The 19,103-nt window shown below is 59.8% G+C and carries 11 protein-coding genes and 3 rRNA genes; 2 read left to right on the forward strand and 12 right to left on the reverse strand.

Features of this window, described 5'->3' with window-relative positions; all coding sequences use genetic code 11:
- Positions 1-184: 184 nt before the first annotated feature.
- From ACN9MU_RS31155 to ACN9MU_RS31170, 4 genes are all read right to left on the reverse strand, one after another.
- Positions 185-1,897, reverse strand: a complete 1,713-nt coding sequence (locus ACN9MU_RS31155; protein WP_426336616.1) for a lactate permease LctP family transporter — start codon at positions 1,895-1,897, stop codon at positions 185-187.
- A gap of 70 nt (positions 1,898-1,967) precedes the next feature.
- The gene (locus ACN9MU_RS31160; RefSeq protein ID WP_426336617.1) at positions 1,968-3,413 is read right to left on the reverse strand and encodes a LutB/LldF family L-lactate oxidation iron-sulfur protein; all 1,446 of its coding nucleotides are present in this window, start codon (positions 3,411-3,413) and stop codon (positions 1,968-1,970) included.
- Positions 3,410-4,111 carry a LutC/YkgG family protein gene (locus ACN9MU_RS31165; protein ID WP_426336618.1) on the reverse strand — a complete coding sequence of 234 codons (702 nt, stop codon included), beginning with the start codon at positions 4,109-4,111 and terminating at the stop codon, positions 3,410-3,412. The genes ACN9MU_RS31160 and ACN9MU_RS31165 overlap by 4 nt, the downstream gene beginning before the upstream one ends.
- Positions 4,108-4,920, reverse strand: coding sequence for a (Fe-S)-binding protein (locus ACN9MU_RS31170; RefSeq protein WP_426336619.1), 813 nt, complete (start codon positions 4,918-4,920; stop codon positions 4,108-4,110). Before ACN9MU_RS31170 ends, ACN9MU_RS31165 begins: the two co-directional genes overlap by 4 nt.
- Positions 4,921-5,028: 108 nt before the next feature.
- Here ACN9MU_RS31170 and ACN9MU_RS31175 point away from each other — a divergent pair, with 108 nt between their 5' ends.
- The gene (locus ACN9MU_RS31175) at positions 5,029-5,724 is read left to right on the forward strand and encodes a FadR/GntR family transcriptional regulator (protein ID WP_426166194.1); all 696 of its coding nucleotides are present in this window, start codon (positions 5,029-5,031) and stop codon (positions 5,722-5,724) included.
- Positions 5,725-5,804: 80 nt separating this feature from the next.
- On the opposite strand, the gene rrf is transcribed toward ACN9MU_RS31175, so the two are convergent.
- From rrf to ACN9MU_RS31190, 3 genes are all read right to left on the reverse strand, one after another.
- Positions 5,805-5,917 (reverse strand): 5S ribosomal RNA (gene rrf / locus ACN9MU_RS31180).
- Between the two features lie 84 nt (positions 5,918-6,001).
- Positions 6,002-8,873, reverse strand: a 23S ribosomal RNA gene (locus tag ACN9MU_RS31185).
- 220 nt (positions 8,874-9,093) lie between these two features.
- Positions 9,094-10,624 (reverse strand): 16S ribosomal RNA (locus ACN9MU_RS31190).
- The 16S, 23S and 5S rRNA genes sit together here, the layout of an rRNA operon.
- Positions 10,625-11,092: 468 nt before the next feature.
- Between ACN9MU_RS31190 and ACN9MU_RS31195 the strand changes: the two genes are divergently transcribed.
- Entirely contained in the window at positions 11,093-13,039 is a 1,947-nt protein-coding gene (locus ACN9MU_RS31195) for a sigma-54-dependent Fis family transcriptional regulator (protein WP_426343906.1), read from the forward strand.
- A 4-nt stretch (positions 13,040-13,043) separates the two neighbouring features.
- On the opposite strand, the gene ACN9MU_RS31200 is transcribed toward ACN9MU_RS31195, so the two are convergent.
- From ACN9MU_RS31200 to ACN9MU_RS31220, 5 genes are all read right to left on the reverse strand, one after another.
- The gene (locus ACN9MU_RS31200; protein WP_426343907.1) at positions 13,044-14,195 is read right to left on the reverse strand and encodes a porin; all 1,152 of its coding nucleotides are present in this window, start codon (positions 14,193-14,195) and stop codon (positions 13,044-13,046) included.
- Between the two features lie 173 nt (positions 14,196-14,368).
- On the reverse strand, positions 14,369-16,084 hold the full coding sequence (locus tag ACN9MU_RS31205; protein WP_426344911.1) for a PQQ-dependent methanol/ethanol family dehydrogenase: 1,716 nt from the start codon (positions 16,082-16,084) through the stop codon (positions 14,369-14,371).
- A gap of 17 nt (positions 16,085-16,101) precedes the next feature.
- Positions 16,102-16,494: a DUF779 domain-containing protein gene (locus ACN9MU_RS31210; protein WP_426343908.1), complete on the reverse strand. Its 393-nt coding sequence runs from the start codon at positions 16,492-16,494 to the stop codon at positions 16,102-16,104.
- 22 nt (positions 16,495-16,516) lie between these two features.
- The gene (gene adh, locus ACN9MU_RS31215) at positions 16,517-18,037 is read right to left on the reverse strand and encodes an aldehyde dehydrogenase (protein ID WP_426343909.1); all 1,521 of its coding nucleotides are present in this window, start codon (positions 18,035-18,037) and stop codon (positions 16,517-16,519) included.
- A 127-nt stretch (positions 18,038-18,164) separates the two neighbouring features.
- On the reverse strand, positions 18,165-19,103 hold the full coding sequence (locus tag ACN9MU_RS31220) for a beta-propeller fold lactonase family protein (RefSeq protein ID WP_426343910.1): 939 nt from the start codon (positions 19,101-19,103) through the stop codon (positions 18,165-18,167).

Genomic DNA, 19,103 nt, shown 5'->3' on the forward strand with positions numbered 1-19,103 from the left:
TTGTGTTTTGTCGTCCGGTTTCTCCGGCTCGAATACCAACACTAGCTAGGTTGCATGGAGCTAGTCAACGTTTGCACAAAATTGAGACAACCTTCTGTTGTATGTCGTATTTGAGACTTTCGAAAGAAAATGGCCTGCCTTGCCTTCATTCGCAAGACAGGCCTGGACCAGTTTGCGGCCCGCGTCAGTGCGGCACCATTCCGGGGAACACATAGGCCTGCAAGACCGTCATCAGGCCCACGATGGCGGCAAACAGCAGGCTGTGTTTGAGCGTGAAGCGGAACAATTCGGACTCCCGCCCGACCAGGCCCGTGGCTGCGCAGGCAACGGCAATCGACTGCGGCGAAATCATCTTGCCGGTCACGCCACCGGTGGTATTCGCGGCCACCAGCAAGGTATCGGATACGCCAACCTGGTGCGCGGTGGTGTTCTGCAGGGAGCAGAACAAGGCATTCGACGAGGTATCGGAGCCGGTCAGGAACACGCCGAGCCAGCCGAGGAAAGGCGAGAAGAACGGGAAGGCCGCGCCGGTCCCGGCCAGCACCAATGCCAGCGTGGAGGACATGCCCGAGTAGTTGGCGACGAACGCAAACGCCAGTACTAGCCCGATCGACAGCACGGGGCGGCGCAGTTCAAGGACGGTGTCACGCAAGGCCCGCAAGCCGTTGCCCAGGCTAAAGCGCAGCAAGACCATCGACAGCAATGTCGAAACCAGGATCGCCGTGCCGACGGCCGAGACCAGGTCCAGCTTGAAGACCGCCTCATATGCCTTGGGCGCTGCGACGATCGGCGCCATCTTGACCACCATCATGTCCAGGTATGGGACGTGAAATTTCAGCACTGTGCCGGCCAATGCGCCTTTGGCAGCGAACAGCGCCTTGAACTGCGGCAGGCTCCACACCGTCACCACGGCGGTCAGCAGGCCGAATGGCGCCCAGGCACGCACCGTTTGCGCGGTGGTGTATGGCGATTGGCTGCGGCTGCGCGGCTGCGTGCCCGCTGCCGCAGCACCGCCGAACGGCGACATGGCCGCCGTGCCGCCGCCCATCGAAATGGTATTGCGTGCCCCGGCCTTGGCGCTGGCGGGCTGCCATACCTTCAGGAAGCCGGTCAGGGCGCCCAGGCTGACCAGGGCGGAGGTGATGTCCGGCAGTTCCGGGCCTATATAGTTGGAGGTGATGTACTGCGTGACGGCGAAACTGCCGCCGGCCACCAGCGCTGCGGGCCAGGCCTCCTTGATGCCGCGCTTGCCGTCCATCATGAACACCAGCCAGAAAGGCACCAGCAGCGACAGCAGCGGCAGCTGGCGGCCGGCCATGGCGCCGATGTTCATCGCGTCGAGGCCGGTGACCTGCCCCGCAACGATAATGGGAATGCCCATGGCGCCAAAGGCTACCGGCGCGGTATTGGCAATCAGGCACAGGCCGGCCGCGTACAGCGGATTGAAGCCCAGGCCAACCAGCAGCGCGGAAGTGATCGCCACAGGTGCGCCAAAGCCTGCCGCCCCTTCCAGGAAGGCGCCGAAGGAAAAGCCGATCAGCAGCATCTGCAGGCGCTGGTCGTCCGTAATCGATACCACCGACGCGCGGATGATTTCGAGCTGGCCGGTACGCTCAACCACCTTGTACAGGAACACCGCGCTGATAATGATCCATGCGATGGGCCACATTCCGTAAGCAAAGCCGTAGCCCGCAGCAGCCAGCGCCTGCGGCACCGGCATGCCATAACAGAAAATCGCGACCGCAAGCGACAATGCCAGTGTCACGGCGGCGGCGACATGGCCTTTGAGGCGCCAGACTGCCAGCGCGACAAAGAAAAAGAGAATGGGAATGGCGGCGACCAGGGCCGACAGCGCCAGGCCGCCCAACGGGGCGTAGATCTGGTTCCAGGTTTGCATTTGACTCTCCTCCAATGGTTTGAAATTTTTCTTATGCCGGCGCCAGGCGCCGTAATGGGTGCAACAATCCTTATTCCGCCTGTCCCCTTTCCCGCAGCAGGTCGGACAGGCTGCGCCGAGCGGGCACCAGCGGTGCACGGTGGCGCGTCCACCCCAGTTGGGAGGACGGAGCGAAGTCTCGCAGCCGGGTCGCCAGCCAACGGAACCAGCGATAGGCCGAGGGGCGCGCGAAGGCGCCGCTCCAGAAGCGCCACACCAGCCGGTCACCGCGGCTGAAGCTGGCCCCCTGGCCGCGCAGGGGATGCTCGACCTGCTGCGCAGGATCGCGATTCGCCTCGGTGCGCAGCCGCACCAGCAGCGACGGAATCGGAATGCGCACCGGACATACTTCGGCACAGGCGCCGCACAGGCTGGAAGCTGTCACCAGGTCGGCCGTCTCTTCCAGTCCCAGCAGATGCGGGGAGATGATCTTGCCGATCGGCCCCGGATACGTGGTGCCGTATGCATGTCCGCCCACCCGCTCATATACCGGGCAGTGGTTCATGCAAGCGCCGCAGCGGATGCACTGCAAGGTGGCGCGCAACTGCTGGTCGGCATAGGCCTGTGTGCGGCCGTTATCGAGCAGGACCACATGCATTTCGCGCGGACCATCCAGTTCGCCGGCGCGGCGCGGACCGGTGATCAGGTTGAAATAGGTGGTAATGGCCTGGCCGGTGGCCGAGCGTGTCAGCAGGCTCGCCAGCGGCACAATATGCTCCAGCCTCGCCACCACCTTCTCCATGCCCATCAGGGCGATATGCACATCCGGCACCGTGGTCGACAAGCGGCCGTTGCCCTCGTTCTCCACCAGCCACAGGGTGCCGGTATCGGCTGCCGCAAAGTTGACGCCGGACAGGCCGATATCCGCATCGGCGAATTTCTGGCGCAGGCTGCGCCGGCCTGCCAGGATCAGCGTGTCAACATCTTCGGTATAGGGCGTGCCGGGCAGGTGGCGTTCGAACAGGGCGCCAATCTCGGCGCGCGTCTTGTGCAGGGCCGGCATGACGATATGCGAGGGCTTCTCCTGCGCCAACTGCACGATGTATTCGCCCATGTCGGATTCGATACAGCCGATGCCGCGTTCAGCCATATAGTGGTTCAGCTCCACCTCTTCGCTGGCCATCGACTTGCCCTTGACGATACTGCGGGCACCGTGGCGCTGTGCGATTTCATGGATGATGGCGTTGGCTTCGTCCGCCGTGGCGGCCCAGTGCACGTCCACGCCTAACGCCTGCAGGCTGGATTCGAACTGCACCAGCAGGTCCGGCAGGTTGGCCAGCGCATGCTGGCGTATCGCTTCGCCCAGGTCGCGCAGCTGTTCCAGTTCGCCAGTGTCGGGGAATTGGTTGCTGCGCTTGGCCTGCAGGAAATCCATCGCGCCGCGCATGCTGGAGCGCAGGGCCTGGTCCTGCAAGGCTCCGCTGACCCGCTCGCGAAAGTCGGCAGGCGAAACAAAGTGCATTGGCCGCGCGTTCATGCCTGCACCTCCCTGTCGTCATCAACGATCACCACCCACAGTGCGGCTGGCCCGTGCGCGCCGTAGGCCAGGGTTTGCTGGATATCCGAAGTTTTTGAAGGGCCCGATACCAGCACCAGGTTGGTCGGCATGCCTGCGCACCAGCGCTCGGCGTGCACGGCCGCATGCAGGTCGGCATGCAGCGTGCTCGCATACACCAGCGCCACGTGCAGCGGCGGCACAAGCGATACGGTACGCGGCGTGCCCGCATCGGGCGCCAGCACCAGCGTGCCGGTGGTGGCGATTCCGGAACGCGCCACGGTAAAGCCTGCATCCACCGAGGAGAACAATGAATCCTTCCACGCTTCCAGCGGCTGCGCGAACGAGAGAGCCTGCATGCCGGCTGGCAGTGCGGCGGCAAGCGCCGTGCCTTCGGCTGTGGCATGGTCGAGCAGCAAGCGCTGCACGCCGGCCCGCCCAAGCTTGCCGACCAACAGTGCGGGCCATTTCGCGGCGCTGCTGCGCCAGACTTCCGTGCGCACCGAAGTCATGACGCGCTCCATGACGTCCGCTCGCTGCTTCGGCGAGGCTGCGCGCAGGGCGCCATGTGCATGATGCTGGCTGATGCGCGACTCCACGTCGCGGCTGTCCGGCGTCGCGGCCGGCGCGGCAATGCGCAAGGCGCCCAGGATGCGCTCGCGGCTACCCATGCTGCTCATTGCGCACCTCCATCCTGCTCCGGCGCGGCGGCATGACCGTTCAGGCGGCGCCACAGGAAGCTGGCCATATGCTCCACTTTGAGCGGCGCTCCCTGGTGCTGCGCTGCATGACCGATATTCAGCAGGCAGCCGCAGTCGGCAGAAACCAGGCGCGTGCAGCCTGTCGCGCAGGCCGCAGCGATCTTGTCGGCGACCATCGCGCCGGAAATGTCGGGATGCTTGAGCGAGAAGGTGCCGCCAAAGCCGCAGCACTCCGATTCGCGCTGATGCTCCACGCGTGTCACGCCAGGCAAGGAGTCGAGCAATGCCACGCCATGCTCCCTGGTGCCCATTTCGCGCCGGGCGCCGCAAGAGGTGTGCAGCACCACCTTTTCATCGCCCTGCGCAGGCGCAGCCTGGAAGTCGACGTGCAGTACATGCAGCAGGAATTCGCTCAGTTCGTAGATCCGACCTGCAAGCTCGCGTGCCTTGGCGGCAGCCTCCGGATCATCTTTGAACAGTTCGGGCCAGTGATGTCGCATCATGCCCGCGCAAGAGCCGGACGGCACGACGACAGGCCATGGCTGCGGGAACAAATCCAGCTGCGCGCGCGCCACGGCTTGCGCCTGCTCAGGGTTGCCGCTGCTGTAGGCAGGCTGGCCGCAGCAGCTCTGGCCGCGCGGGAAGTGCACGGTCACGCCTTGCTGCTCGAGCAGGCGTACCGCATCGAGTCCCGCTTCCGGCATGAACAAGTCGATCACGCAGGTACCGAACAGGTACACATGTTGATGGCGCTGGCTTGCCAGCGATGGGTAGTGTCGGGGCCTCATGGCGCGTCTCCTCTGTTTTGCTTATTCCGTCGACAGGTCCCATAATTCCCGCATGCCGGCGGCGCCGCAAACTGGTTGGACCATGGGCCGCAAAAGGAGATCGCCAAGATGAAAACAAGCGGGCTGGTAGAAGAGGTTCAACGCCAACTGGAAGTGGCGCTGCTGGATGGCCGCTATCCCGCCAACGCAAAGCTGCCGTCCGAGCGCGTGCTCGCCGAGCAGTTCTCAGTGTCGCGCAATACGATCCGCGAGGCGCTGCAAAGAATGGTGGCACGAGGCCTGCTGCGCAGCCGCCCTGGCGCGGGCATGTTCGTGGGCGATCAACTACGCACCGGCAGCGCATCGCCGTGGGCGCAACTGGTCGTCGATCATCCGGTGCTATTGAGTGAGGTGCTGGAATTTCGCCGTGTGCTGGAAGGCGCCACGGCCTATTACGCCGCGCTGCGCGGTACTGATGAAGAGTATGCCGGCATTCGCGCCCTGCTGGCGGGACTTGAGCAAGCGCGCCAGGACGATCACGCCGCGAAGGAAGCGGCACTCGACGCGGAACTGCATGAGGCCATCGCACTGGCATCTCACAACAGCATGTTCCTGCACCTGCATGCCAGCGTGCTGGGAATACTGCGCGAACACATTACGCTGAATGGCTCCAATTTGCGGGCACTGGATGACGAGGTATCCGGCCAGCTATTGCAGCAGCACCGCGCAATCTGCCAGGCCATTTGCGCGCGCAAGCCCGAGGCGGCGCGCACCGCGATGCAAGCGCATATCGACTACGTGGCGGGCAAGCTGGAGGCGGCCTGACTGGTCCAACCAGTAACCCATCGGACGCGCAAAACAAAAAGCCCGCCGGCATTCATGCCTGGCGGGCTTTTCTAATAAGAGCCTGACGATAACCTACTTTCACACTGGTTGCAGCACTATCATCGGCGCAGAGTCGTTTCACGGTCCTGTTCGGGATGGGAAGGGGTGGGACCGACTTGCTATGGTCATCAGGCATGACTTGTCAACAATCGTGGAAGAAGTAAAGTTGGGGTAGTGTTCTCAAACACGGTAAGTGCTACATAACCGTCAAGGTTATAGGGACAAGCCGTACGGGCAATTAGTATCAGTTAGCTTAATGCATTACTGCACTTCCACACCTGACCTATCAACGTCCTGGTCTCGAACGACCCTTCAAGGAGCTCAAGGCTCCGGGAAATCTCATCTTAAGGCAAGTTTCCCGCTTAGATGCTTTCAGCGGTTATCTCTTCCGAACTTAGCTACCCGGCAATGCCACTGGCGTGACAACCGGTACACCAGAGGTTCGTCCACTCCGGTCCTCTCGTACTAGGAGCAGCCCCCTTCAAATTTCCAACGCCCACGGCAGATAGGGACCAAACTGTCTCACGACGTTTTAAACCCAGCTCACGTACCACTTTAAATGGCGAACAGCCATACCCTTGGGACCGGCTACAGCCCCAGGATGTGATGAGCCGACATCGAGGTGCCAAACTCCCCCGTCGATATGAACTCTTGGGAGGAATCAGCCTGTTATCCCCAGAGTACCTTTTATCCGTTGAGCGATGGCCCTTCCATACAGAACCACCGGATCACTATGTCCTACTTTCGTACCTGCTCGACTTGTCGGTCTCGCAGTTAAGCACGCTTATGCCATTGCACTATTAGCACGATGTCCGACCGTACCTAGCGTACCTTCGAACTCCTCCGTTACCGTTTGGGAGGAGACCGCCCCAGTCAAACTGCCTACCATGCACTGTCCCCGATCCGGATCACGGACCAAGGTTAGAACCTCAAACAAACCAGGGTGGTATTTCAAGGATGGCTCCATAGGAACTGGCGTCCCTACTTCAAAGCCTCCCACCTATCCTACACAGATTGGTTCAAAGTCCAATGCAAAGCTACAGTAAAGGTTCATGGGGTCTTTCCGTCTAGCCGCGGGTAGATTGCATCATCACAAACACTTCAACTTCGCTGAGTCTCGGGAGGAGACAGTGTGGCCATCGTTACGCCATTCGTGCAGGTCGGAACTTACCCGACAAGGAATTTCGCTACCTTAGGACCGTTATAGTTACGGCCGCCGTTTACTGGGACTTCAATCAAGAGCTTGCACCCCATCATTTAATCTTCCAGCACCGGGCAGGCGTCACACCCTATACGTCCACTTTCGTGTTTGCAGAGTGCTGTGTTTTTATTAAACAGTCGCAGCCACCAGTTTATTGCAACCTTTTCGCCCTTCCACAGTAAAGTGGTCAAGCTACCGAGGCGTACCTTATCCCGAAGTTACGGTACCAATTTGCCGAGTTCCTTCTCCCGAGTTCTCTCAAGCGCCTTAGAATACTCATCTCGCCCACCTGTGTCGGTTTGCGGTACGGTCTCGTATGACTGAAGCTTAGAGGCTTTTCTTGGAACCACTTCCGATTGCTTCGCGAGCAAGCTCGCTCGTCCCAGTCCCTTGAATTACGCGCCCGGATTTGCCTAAGCGCCTTCTATGAACCAGGAACTGCCTATTCCAACAGGCAGACAACCTTCCGCGATCCGTCCCCCCATCGCATCATACGACGGTGCAGGAATATTAACCTGCTTCCCATCAGCTACGCATCTCTGCCTCGCCTTAGGGGCCGACTCACCCTGCTCCGATGAACGTTGAACAGGAAACCTTGGGCTTACGGCGTGCGGGCTTTTCACCCGCATTATCGCTACTCATGTCAGCATTCGCACTTCTGATACCTCCAGCATCCTTTACAAGACACCTTCGCAGGCTTACAGAACGCTCTCCTACCATATCCTTGCGGATATCCGCAGCTTCGGTGACTGGCTTAGCCCCGTTACATCTTCCGCGCAGGACGACTCGATCAGTGAGCTATTACGCTTTCTTTAAATGATGGCTGCTTCTAAGCCAACATCCTGACTGTTTTAGCCTTCCCACTTCGTTTTCCACTTAGCCAATCTTTGGGACCTTAGCTGGCGGTCTGGGTTGTTTCCCTCTTGACACCGGACGTTAGCACCCGATGTCTGTCTCCCAAGCTCGCACTCAACGGTATTCGGAGTTTGCAATGGTTTGGTAAGTCGCGATGACCCCCTAGCCATAACAGTGCTCTACCCCCGTCGGTGATACTTGAGGCACTACCTAAATAGTTTTCGGAGAGAACCAGCTATTTCCAAGTTTGTTTAGCCTTTCACCCCTATCCACAGCTCATCCCCTAATTTTTCAACATTAGTGGGTTCGGTCCTCCAGTGCGTGTTACCGCACCTTCAACCTGGCCATGGATAGATCACTTGGTTTCGGGTCTACACCCAGCGACTGGCGCCCTGTTCGGACTCGATTTCTCTACGGCTCCCCTATCTGGTTAACCTCGCCACTGAATGTAAGTCGCTGACCCATTATACAAAAGGTACGCCGTCACCCCTTACGAGGCTCCGACTGTTTGTATGCACACGGTTTCAGGATCTATTTCACTCCCCTCCCGGGGTTCTTTTCGCCTTTCCCTCACGGTACTGGTTCACTATCGGTCGATTACGAGTATTTAGCCTTGGAGGATGGTCCCCCCATGTTCAGACAGGATTTCTCGTGTCCCGCCCTACTTGTCGTACGCTTAGTACCACCGCTCTGATTTCGTGTACGGGGCTATCACCCGCTATGGCTCCTATTTCCAGAGGATTCCACTATCAGAACGACTATCACGTACAGGCTCTTCCCATTTCGCTCGCCACTACTTTGGGAATCTCGGTTGATTTCTTTTCCTGCAGCTACTTAGATGTTTCAGTTCGCCGCGTTCGCTTCACACACCTATGTATTCAGTGAGTGATGACCTATAAGGCCGGGTTTCCCCATTCGGAAATCTTCGGATCAAAGCTTGTTTGTCAGCTCCCCGAAGCTTATCGCAGACTTCTACGTCCTTCATCGCCTGTAATCGCCAAGGCATCCGCCATGTGCACTTAGTCACTTGTCCCTATAACCTTGACGGCTATAAGTTCAAGCACTTACTACTGTGTTTGATGAGTTTTACTACTACCCTAAGTAATATCTTTCGATATCGCTTAATAAAACTTTTACTTCTTCCAGATTGTTAAAGAACGTTACTACTCAAACCTAAACCCGAAGGCTTACGTTTGACCAGTACCTAACAACAGCCGATAAGTGTGAACGTTTGAGTCTGATGCCGACTCTAGAAAGGAGGTGATCCAGCCGCACCTTCCGATACGGCTACCTTGTTACGACTTCACCCCAGTCACGAATCCTACCGTGGTAAGCGCCCTCCTTGCGGTTAAGCTACCTACTTCTGGTAAAACCCGCTCCCATGGTGTGACGGGCGGTGTGTACAAGACCCGGGAACGTATTCACCGCGACATGCTGATCCGCGATTACTAGCGATTCCAACTTCATGTAGTCGAGTTGCAGACTACAATCCGGACTACGATACACTTTCTGGGATTAGCTCCCCCTCGCGGGTTGGCGGCCCTCTGTATGTACCATTGTATGACGTGTGAAGCCCTACCCATAAGGGCCATGAGGACTTGACGTCATCCCCACCTTCCTCCGGTTTGTCACCGGCAGTCTCATTAGAGTGCTCTTGCGTAGCAACTAATGACAAGGGTTGCGCTCGTTGCGGGACTTAACCCAACATCTCACGACACGAGCTGACGACAGCCATGCAGCACCTGTGTGCAGGTTCTCTTTCGAGCACTCCCAGATCTCTCCGGGATTCCTGCCATGTCAAGGGTAGGTAAGGTTTTTCGCGTTGCATCGAATTAATCCACATCATCCACCGCTTGTGCGGGTCCCCGTCAATTCCTTTGAGTTTTAATCTTGCGACCGTACTCCCCAGGCGGTCTACTTCACGCGTTAGCTGCGTTACTAAGTCAATTAAGACCCAACAACTAGTAGACATCGTTTAGGGCGTGGACTACCAGGGTATCTAATCCTGTTTGCTCCCCACGCTTTCGTGCATGAGCGTCAGTTTTGACCCAGGGGGCTGCCTTCGCCATCGGTGTTCCTCCACATCTCTACGCATTTCACTGCTACACGTGGAATTCTACCCCCCTCTGCCAAACTCTAGCCTCGCAGTCTCCATCGCCATTCCCAGGTTAAGCCCGGGGATTTCACGACAGACTTACGAAACCGCCTGCGCACGCTTTACGCCCAGTAATTCCGATTAACGCTTGCACCCTACGTATTACCGCGGCTGCTGGCACGTAGTTAGCCGGTGCTTATTCTTCAGGTACCGTCAGCAGTCGTGGATATTAGCCACGACCTTTTCTTCCCTGACAAAAGAGCTTTACAACCCGAAGGCCTTCTTCACTCACGCGGCATTGCTGGATCAGGGTTGCCCCCATTGTCCAAAATTCCCCACTGCTGCCTCCCGTAGGAGTCTGGACCGTGTCTCAGTTCCAGTGTGGCTGGTCGTCCTCTCAGACCAGCTACTGATCGTTGCCTTGGTGAGCCTTTACCTCACCAACTAGCTAATCAGATATCGGCCGCTCCAGGAGCACAAGGCCTTGCGGTCCCCTGCTTTCATCCTTAGATCGTATGCGGTATTAGCGTAACTTTCGCTACGTTATCCCCCACTCTTGGGTACGTTCCGATATATTACTCACCCGTTCGCCACTCGCCGCCAGGCCGAAGCCCGCGCTGCCGTTCGACTTGCATGTGTAAAGCATGCCGCCAGCGTTCAATCTGAGCCAGGATCAAACTCTTCAGTTCAATCTCTGTTTTTGCCGCATTTCTGCGGCAGGTCACTCACTCAAAATACTGACGAAATCTCATAAAGAGATTTACGTTTAATTTTGTGCGAGCGTTATAACGTATATTTTGAGCATCGAGCCCGAAGGCCCGGGCATATCGTCAAACGCCCACACTTATCGACTGTTGATTTTTAAAGATCGCTGCCTGTTTGTTCGACGAAGCGTTGTGTTCGTCAGCAGCAGAGAAGCGAGATTATGCGGTACAGCGTGCAACTCGTCAACCCCTTCTTTTTCGCTTCGCTGCGTTGTCGTTTGACTGCGCTGCGTTGCGAGGGACAGAACTATAGCCGACCGGCTCCCAGAGCGCAAGGGGTATCTGGCATCTTGTTTGCTTGCTTAACAATGCAACGCGTCTGGCAATCTGCTTTTGTTCAGTTTTGACACAGGTGCTACATTAAAGAAAGCCGCAAAGGCTGCTGGGGGAGACATGCAACAGGAAACTGTTCCAAATGTGAACAACGCAATCATCGAGACTGCGCACCTGCGCTCACGCACTTATGGCCTCGATCCGTGCAGCGACGTAGACCTGGGCCCCATCGACCGCTGCTCCCTATCCAATATCATTGAGCAGAACCGCTTGTTGCACACGCATGCCGTGCCGGCAATGGAAACGCTCTACCAGCAGATCGTGAACACTCACAATATGGTGATCCTGACGGACGCCAAAGGTGTGATCCTACACTCCCTTGGCGACGAGGACTTTTTGGAGAAGGCCAATCGGGTCGCCTTGCAGGCCGGCGCCACCTGGTCCGAGCAATGTAAAGGCACCAATGCGATCGGCACCGCCATCGCCGAAGCCAAGCCGGCCCTGGTGCATGCTGATCAACATTTCCTGCAAGCCAACCACTTCCTGACCTGTTCCGCGGCACCAATTACCGACCATGCCGGCAATGTGATTGGCGTGCTCGATGTCTCGGGCGACCAGCGCTCCTTCCATAAGCACACCATGGCCCTGGTACGGATGTCGGCCCTGATGGTGGAGAACCAGCTGTTTGCCGCCGCTTTCGAAGACGTCATTACCCTGCACTTCCACGCCCGTGCTGAATTTATAGGCACCCTGATGGAGGGCATCGCCTCATTTACCCCCGGCGGCCGCTTCATCGCAGCCAACCGCGCCGGCCTGTTCCAGCTTGGCCTGTCGTTCGCGGCGCTGCAGTCCCATACTTTCAGCTCCCTGTTCGGCCTTCCGGTGTCGGCGCTGTTCGACCATTACCGCACTGCGGCGCCGGGACTGCTGGACCTGTGCCTGCATAGTGGCGTGCGCGTGTTCGGCCGCGCCCAGCTTCGGTTGGCCAACAACCACTTCCAGCACCCGATCATTTCGGCGCGCGAGGAAAGCCACCCGGCGCAGACCAATCCGGCCCACACGGCGCGCCGCCTGTCCGGCCTGCGCTACCTGCGCACCGGCGACCAGCAGCTTGAGGCGGTCATCGACAAGGTCACCCGCGTGCTGGGCAAAGACATCCCGATCATGATTATGGGGGAGACTGGCACCGGCAAGGAATTGCTGGCGCAAGCCATTCACAACGACTCGCCGCGCGCCCAAGGGCCATTCGTGCCGGTCAACTGCGCCTCGATTCCAGAGACCCTGATCGAGTCGGAACTGTTTGGCTATGAGGACGGGGCGTTCACCGGTGCGCGCAAGAAGGGCGCAGTCGGCAAGATCCTGCAGGCGAATGGCGGCACCCTATTCCTCGACGAAATTGGCGACATGCCCTTCCCATTGCAAGCCCGCCTACTGCGCGTGCTGCAGGAACGGATGGTCACGCCGCTGGGCAGCGACAAATCGATTCCGGTAAATGTGGAAGTAATCTGCGCCACCAACCACAACCTGCGCGACCGCATGGCCAAGGGCCTGTTCCGCGAAGACCTGTATTACCGCCTGAACGGGCTGGTTGTGAAATTGCCGCCGCTGCGCGAACGCACCGACCTGGAAACCGTGGTCAACAAGATCCTGACGACCGATAGCGGCGGCAGACGCTATACGGTTTCATCCGAATTGATGCAGCTCTTCTTGCGTCACAAATGGCCCGGTAATTTCCGCCAGCTCACCAACCTGCTGCGCACCGGCGTGGTGATGGCCGGCGACGAGAGCGAGATCAGCATGCAGCATATGCCGGACGACTTCCTGGACGACATGCGTGAGGCACAGGCGGACGCCGCCACCGATGGCAGCCCCGCGCCGTCCGCCGCCGTTTCGAGCGTCGCTGCGACTGCCGCAACAATGCCCTGCACCGGCGCTCGGCTGGAAGACATGGAGCAGACCCTGATCGTGTGTACGCTCGAAGCGCACGGCGGCAATGTCTCCGCCACCGCCCGCGCCCTGGGCGTTTCGCGCAACACGATCTATCGCAAGCTGCCCCATCTCAAGTAGCGCCTTAGAAGAAGAGGATGCCGCCAAAGGAGGCGCCATTCATCTTGGCCTCGGCGCCCGTGAAGGATTTCGAGCGTGTCTGCCCTACTTCGCCGACCAGCGTGATGGCGCCGGTCAACGCGTAATAGGCGCCGGCAGTGAGGTTGGCGTTCGATTTCAGGCCATTCGTGCCGGCCGTATCGTCGTCGTTTTTGCTGATGCCATAACCCAGGCCAAGCTTCAGTTTTTCGCTGGCCTTGAAAGTTCCTTGCAGCAGACAGTGCTTGCTGCGTACATTGCCCTGGTCCGCATCCGACAGCACGCCAAGTCCTTTGCCTCCCTGGTAATTAGCCAGCAGGCCAAAGGCGCCATGCTGCAGCGAAACTCCAGCCTCCCATCCGGACATGGTGAAGTCCGGCACGCTCAAGGCCACACCCTCGAACTTCTGCGATTTCGCGCCAAGCCAGGCTTTAAATGGTCCGTCCGAGTATGTGAGCTGCGCCTGTACCTGCGGATTGGAGCGGGTGGTGTACTGGGCCGTCGATACAATGGGCGAATCGGCTACCGGATTGAACACGCCGGCATCCACGCTGAACCCGGACAGCTTGGGCGAGCTGTATGCCATCTGCCCGTAATATCCAACGTAGGCATAGCCAGCGCCGATGTGGCCCAGGGCGACGCGGCCACGCTGCGTGGCCTGCACGGGCGCCCCGGCGCCGATCAGCGTCATGTCACCGAAGATGGCATTGGCGCCGAAGATGCCGTTGTCCCGCCCCAGCTTGAAGGTCCCCACGTCCGCGTTGCCGAAGCTGAAATAGGCCTGGCGCACGTCGACTTCACTATTCTGCGCGATGGCGCTGTCGGTCGCAGTAGCGTGATAGATGCCAATATGCGCTTTGATGTCGAAGCCGGACTGCCTGGTGGTAGCTGAAGTTACCAGCCCGTTTGGCAACAGGCCGTTGCCGATCGTAGTACGGCGGTCCTCGCCGCCGCAGCCGATACCTTCTGCAGCCAGCGCCAGCCCGCCTACGACGTCCCCGCTGCACGATACATAGGTGTAATAGGCGTTGACGATGCCCCCAACGTTTACGTTCCAGTCACCGGCCTTGATGTCGACGGCGTAGGCTGCTGGGGCCAGCATTGCGCCGGCAGTGGCGGCAAGCACGATCTTCTTCATTGTTGTCTCCTCGGTTTGATTGATGGATGCTGCACAAGGGACAGGGCAATTTGCGTGCCGGTGCCGCGCACCGGGGCGCAAGGCGGTCCCCAGTCCGCGATGCGCCATATCGGATCAGCGCTGTTCAAAAAAAAAGCGGCCCGCAGGCCGCGAATGCAACACATGGAGATCGTCTACTTCGGCGCCAGCTTGAAGACCCACACCGAGCCACCCTGTTCAAGCAGATTGACTTTCTTCGCCACTTCGCCGCCCCACAGCGGCACCGCACCGCCCCAGCCGGAAACCACGGCCACATATTGCGTGCCGCCGTCCTGCCAGGTAATTGGCGGCGCCACCACGCCGGAGCCGGTCTGGAACTTCCACAGTTCCTTGCCGGTCTGCGCGTCAAGCGCCTTCAGGTAGCCTTCCGGCGTGCCATAGAACACCAGGCCGCCAGCAGTCGCCATCGCACCGCCCCACAATGGAGCGTTGTTCTTCACTTCCCACTTGATCTTGCCGGTTTTCGGATCGATCGCGCGCAAGGCGCCGATGTAGTCGTCGAACAGCGGCTTGATGGTGAAGCCAGCGCCGAGGTAAGCACCGCCTTTCTTGTAGCTGATCGGCTCATTCCAGATATCCATGCCCCATTCGTTTGCCGGAACGTAGAACAACTTGGTCTGCGGGCTGTAGGCCATCGGCTGCTGGTTTTTCGCGCCAAGGAAGGCCGGCGCAGCGAAGACCGAAGCGCCCTTTTTGCCCTCTTCGCCCTTGGTCGGGTCGCCTGGACGGCCTTCAACGATGTAGTTCGGACGGCCGGTCTTCAGGTCAATGCCACTGGCCCAGGTGATCTTGCGGACGAAGGGGAAGGCGTTCTGCAGCCTGCCGTCGTTGGCATCGATCACATAGAAGAAGCCGTTGCGGTCGGCCTTGCCGCCATAACGCTTGCCGTCCATGTCGAAAGTGACGAACTCGTTGGCGCCGTCGAAGTCCCAGGCGTCGTTCGGCGTATTCTGGTAAGCCCATTTGATGGCGCCTGTCTTCGGGTCAAGTGCCACGGTGGACGAGGAATACAGATTGTCACCGGGGCGCAGGTGGCTGTTCCATGGCGCCGGATTACCGGTGCCAAAGTAAGCCAGGCCTGTCTTCGGGTCGTAGGTGCCGCCCAGCCAGGTCGAAGCGCCGCCGGTTTTCCACAATTCGCCAGGCCACGACTTGTTGACCGAGCCGGTGACGCCGGTCTCCGTTGCCTTGCCTTCGCTGTCGTACTTGTAGCCCATATGGCCCTCGACCGTCGGGCGCATCCACAGCAGTTCGCCAGTCTTCGGGTCACGGCCCTCCACACGGCCGACGATGCCGAACTCGCCGCCGGAAACGCCTGTCAACAGCACGCCATTGGCGACCAGCGGTGCGGCAGTCATCGAGTAGCCTGCCGCGTAGTCGTCCACCTTCTCCTTCCAGACTACTTTGCCGGTTTCCTGGTCCAGTGCGACCAGCTGCGCATCCAGCGTGCCGAAGATCACCAGGTTGTCATACAGCGCCGCGCCGCGATTGACCACGTCACAGCAAGGCATGATGGCGTCCGGCAGGCGATGCTCGTACTTCCACAGCTTGCTGCCGGTCCTGAGGTCGATGGCGAAGATGCGCGAGTACGACGCGGTCACAAACATCTTGCCGTTGTAGATCAGCGGCTGCGATTCCTGGCCGCGCTGCTTTTCGCCGCCGAACGAGAACGACCACGCCGGCACAAGACGGCTGACATTCTGCGTGTTGATCTGCTTGAGCAGCGAGTAGCGCTGCCCTTCCGAATCCATGCCGGAGGAAAGCACGCTGCTGGTGTCCTTCGCAGCGTTATCCAGCATTGTCGTGGTCACGCTGGCAGCCTGCGCCAGCGTCGCCGCCCCCAGCAGCATTCCGATGGTGATGTATTTCACGTCCTGTCTCCTTTTTTATGGTCTATTTTCCCGAGTGCCGTGCATTCCTCGCCGGTGAACAGGCGCGAACGAAGCAGGAAACGTTTGCCGGTGCCGTTATCGAGCGAGAACATGCCTCCGATGCCGGCCACCACGTCCACGATCAGTTGGGTGTGTTCCCAGTACCCGTACTGTTCAAGCCCAATATAGAAAGGCGCGCCGCCCAGGCTGCCGAGGTAGACGTCGGTCTCGCTGACGTCGAACTCACCCGCCGGATAGCACATCGGCACGCTGCCGTCGCAGCAGCCGCCCGACTGGAAAAACATGATCGGGCCGTGCTGCTGGTGCAGTTGGTCGATGAATTCCAGCGCCGGTGCGGTCGCTGTGACCCTGGCAATTGCGTTGTCCATGCTTCGCCCCGCCTTTCCTGCCTCAGAAGAAGCCCAGCGCGTTAGGGTTGTAGCTGACCAGCAGGTTCTTGGTCTGCTGGTAGTGGTCGAGCATCATCTTGTGGGTCTCGCGGCCAATGCCCGACTGCTTGTAGCCGCCGAACGCAGCGTGGGCCGGATAAAGGTGGTAGCAGTTGGTCCAGACGCGGCCGGCCTGGATGGCGCGGCCCATGCGGAAGGCGCGGCTGCCGTCGCGGCTCCAGACACCAGCGCCCAGTCCGTACAGGGTGTCGTTGGCAATCGCCAGCGCTTCGTCTTCGTCCTTGAAGGTAGTGACCGATACCACCGGGCCGAAGATCTCTTCCTGGAAGATGCGCATGGTGTTGTCGCCTTTGAATACGGTTGGACGCACGTAGTAGCCGCCTTCCAGGTCGCCGGCCAGCACCTGGCGCTCGCCGCCCGCCAGCAGTTGCGCGCCTTCCTGTCGGCCGACGTCCATATATGACAGGATCTTTTCAAGCTGCTCCTGCGAAGCCTGGGCGCCGATCATGGTGCCGTGGTCCAGCGGGTTGCCTTGCTTGATCGCTGCCACGCGTCTCAGCGCACGCTCGATGAAGCGTTCGTAGATCGATTCCTGGATCAGCACGCGCGATGGACAGGTGCAGACTTCGCCCTGGTTCAGCGCAAACATGGCAAAGCCTTCCAGGCATTTGTCGAAGAAGGCATCGTCAGCCGACATCACGTCTTCGAAGAAAATGTTGGGCGACTTGCCGCCCAGTTCCAGAGTGACCGGGATCAGGTTCTGCGCCGCATAGCCCATGATCAGGCGGCCGGTGCCGGTTTCGCCGGTGAAGGCCACCTTGGCGATACGCTTGCTCGAAGCCAGCGGCTTGCCCGCTTCCAGGCCGAAGCCGTTCACCACATTCAGCACGCCAGCCGGCAGCAGGTCGCCGATCAGCTCCAGCAACACCATGATGGAGGCCGGGGTTTGCTCGGCTGGCTTGAGCACGACACAGTTGCCGGCGGCCAGCGCAGGGGCCAACTTCCATACCGCCATCAGGATCGGGAAGTTCCATGGAATGATCTGGCCGACCACGCCGAGCGGTTCATGGAAGTGATATGCATAGGTTTCGGAGTCGACCTGCGCCACCGTACCCTCCTGGGCGCGGATGCAGCCGGCGAAGTAGCGGAAATGGTCGATCGCCAGCGGAATGTCTGCCGCCATCGTTTCGCGGATCGGCTTGCCGTTGTCGATGGTTTCAGCGGTCGCGATGAGCTGCAGGTTCTGCTCCATGCGGTCAGCCATCTTGTTCAGGATATTTGCACGCTCGGTCGGCGAAGTCTTGCCCCATGCAGCCTTGGCTGCGTGCGCGGCGTCCAGCGCCAGCTCGACATCCTCGGCGGTGGAGCGTGCGATCTCGCAGAAAGGCAGGCCGGTGATCGGCGTGATATTGGCGAAGTACTCGCCTTTGACCGGCGGGACGAATTTGCCGCCGATGAAGTTATCGTAACGGGTCTTGAAGGGATTGGCGACGCCCAGTTTGCTGATGTCGGCGAGATTCATGTCGTCCTCTATATTGAGTGGTTGTGGGTACTGCCTTATTCGCAATTGCCGTGCCAGCGGCTTTTGCTCCTTGGCCGAAGCACCGCGCAACAACAACTGTTCCAAACTTGAACAACTGTTGCGCAAATCAACGGATCACCACGCCCCAGGGCAGTTCGCCGACCGGGATATCAGCCACCTTGCGTGCGGTAGCGGTATCGATCACCGAGACTTTGTTGGAGCGGCCGTTGGCGACATAGAGCTTGCTGCCGTCCGGAGTGATCGCCATATTCCAGGGACGCTTGCCGACTGCAATCGTGGCGGTCACTTCATTGCGGGCGGTATCGATTCGCATCACGCTGCCGTCCATCCCGTTGGAGACGTACACGCTACGCCCGTCCGGGTGGACGGCGATGCCGTTTGCATTGCGTCCGGCGGGAATGGTGGCCAGCGTGCGCAGCGTGGCCGGGTCGATCACGTACACTGCATTCGCCATCTCGCACGCGACGTACACCCGGCTGGAATCGGGCGCGAAGCCGATCCCGCGCGGGCGCAGGCCTACCGCGACGGAGCCGGACTGGCGGCGCTGCGCCACGTCAATCACGTCGACCTGCTCCGCCTCCTCGGCGCTGACATAGAGGTAGCGGCTGTCCGGGCTGAAGACTGCGTGCTCCGGATTGCGGCCTTGCACCGGGATATCCGCCAGCCGCGCGTGGGTGACGGCATCGAACAGCGCCACGCTATTGCCCTCTTCCACGGCTACCGCCACCAGCTTGCCGTCCGGCGAGACGCTGACGCCCTCCGGCGAGCGCCCCAGCGCCAGCGTTACGCTGCTGCCCGCCATGCTGTCGATGGCCAGCAGGCTGCCGCTGGAGGCATCGCTGACAAAAAGCTGGCGCCCGCCCGGATCAATGCCGATGCCGCGCGGCCGTTTTCCGGCATTCAACTGGCGTACCACGCTATCGGTTGCGGTATCGATGACGCTGATGGTGCCGGACTTCTCGTTCGGCACATAGGCGAATGGCGCGGCAAAAGCGAGGCTGGCGGCGCCTGCAGCACACAATGCTGCGACCGGGTTTGCCTTCAT

This window comes from Pseudoduganella sp. R-32, from assembly GCF_049913245.1.
GTDB lineage: Bacteria > Pseudomonadota > Gammaproteobacteria > Burkholderiales > Burkholderiaceae_D > Rugamonas.

Excerpts from the sequence above, each read along its gene's own strand:
- ACN9MU_RS31210 (WP_426343908.1), bottom strand. The coding sequence starts at position 16,494 with ATGGACAACGCAATTGCCAGGGTCACAGCGACCGCACCGGCGCTGGAA.
- ACN9MU_RS31220 (WP_426343910.1), bottom strand. The coding sequence starts at position 19,103 with ATGAAGGCAAACCCGGTCGCAGCATTGTGTGCTGCAGGCGCCGCCAGC.
- ACN9MU_RS31175 (WP_426166194.1), top strand. The coding sequence starts at position 5,029 with ATGAAAACAAGCGGGCTGGTAGAAGAGGTTCAACGCCAACTGGAAGTG.
- ACN9MU_RS31170 (WP_426336619.1), bottom strand. The coding sequence starts at position 4,920 with ATGAGGCCCCGACACTACCCATCGCTGGCAAGCCAGCGCCATCAACAT.
- ACN9MU_RS31195 (WP_426343906.1), top strand. The coding sequence starts at position 11,093 with ATGCAACAGGAAACTGTTCCAAATGTGAACAACGCAATCATCGAGACT.
- ACN9MU_RS31160 (WP_426336617.1), bottom strand. The coding sequence starts at position 3,413 with ATGAACGCGCGGCCAATGCACTTTGTTTCGCCTGCCGACTTTCGCGAG.
- ACN9MU_RS31205 (WP_426344911.1), bottom strand. The coding sequence starts at position 16,084 with ATGCTGCTGGGGGCGGCGACGCTGGCGCAGGCTGCCAGCGTGACCACG.
- ACN9MU_RS31165 (WP_426336618.1), bottom strand. The coding sequence starts at position 4,111 with ATGAGCAGCATGGGTAGCCGCGAGCGCATCCTGGGCGCCTTGCGCATT.
- ACN9MU_RS31200 (WP_426343907.1), bottom strand. The coding sequence starts at position 14,195 with ATGAAGAAGATCGTGCTTGCCGCCACTGCCGGCGCAATGCTGGCCCCA.
- ACN9MU_RS31155 (WP_426336616.1), bottom strand. The coding sequence starts at position 1,897 with ATGCAAACCTGGAACCAGATCTACGCCCCGTTGGGCGGCCTGGCGCTG.
- adh (WP_426343909.1), bottom strand. The coding sequence starts at position 18,037 with ATGAATCTCGCCGACATCAGCAAACTGGGCGTCGCCAATCCCTTCAAG.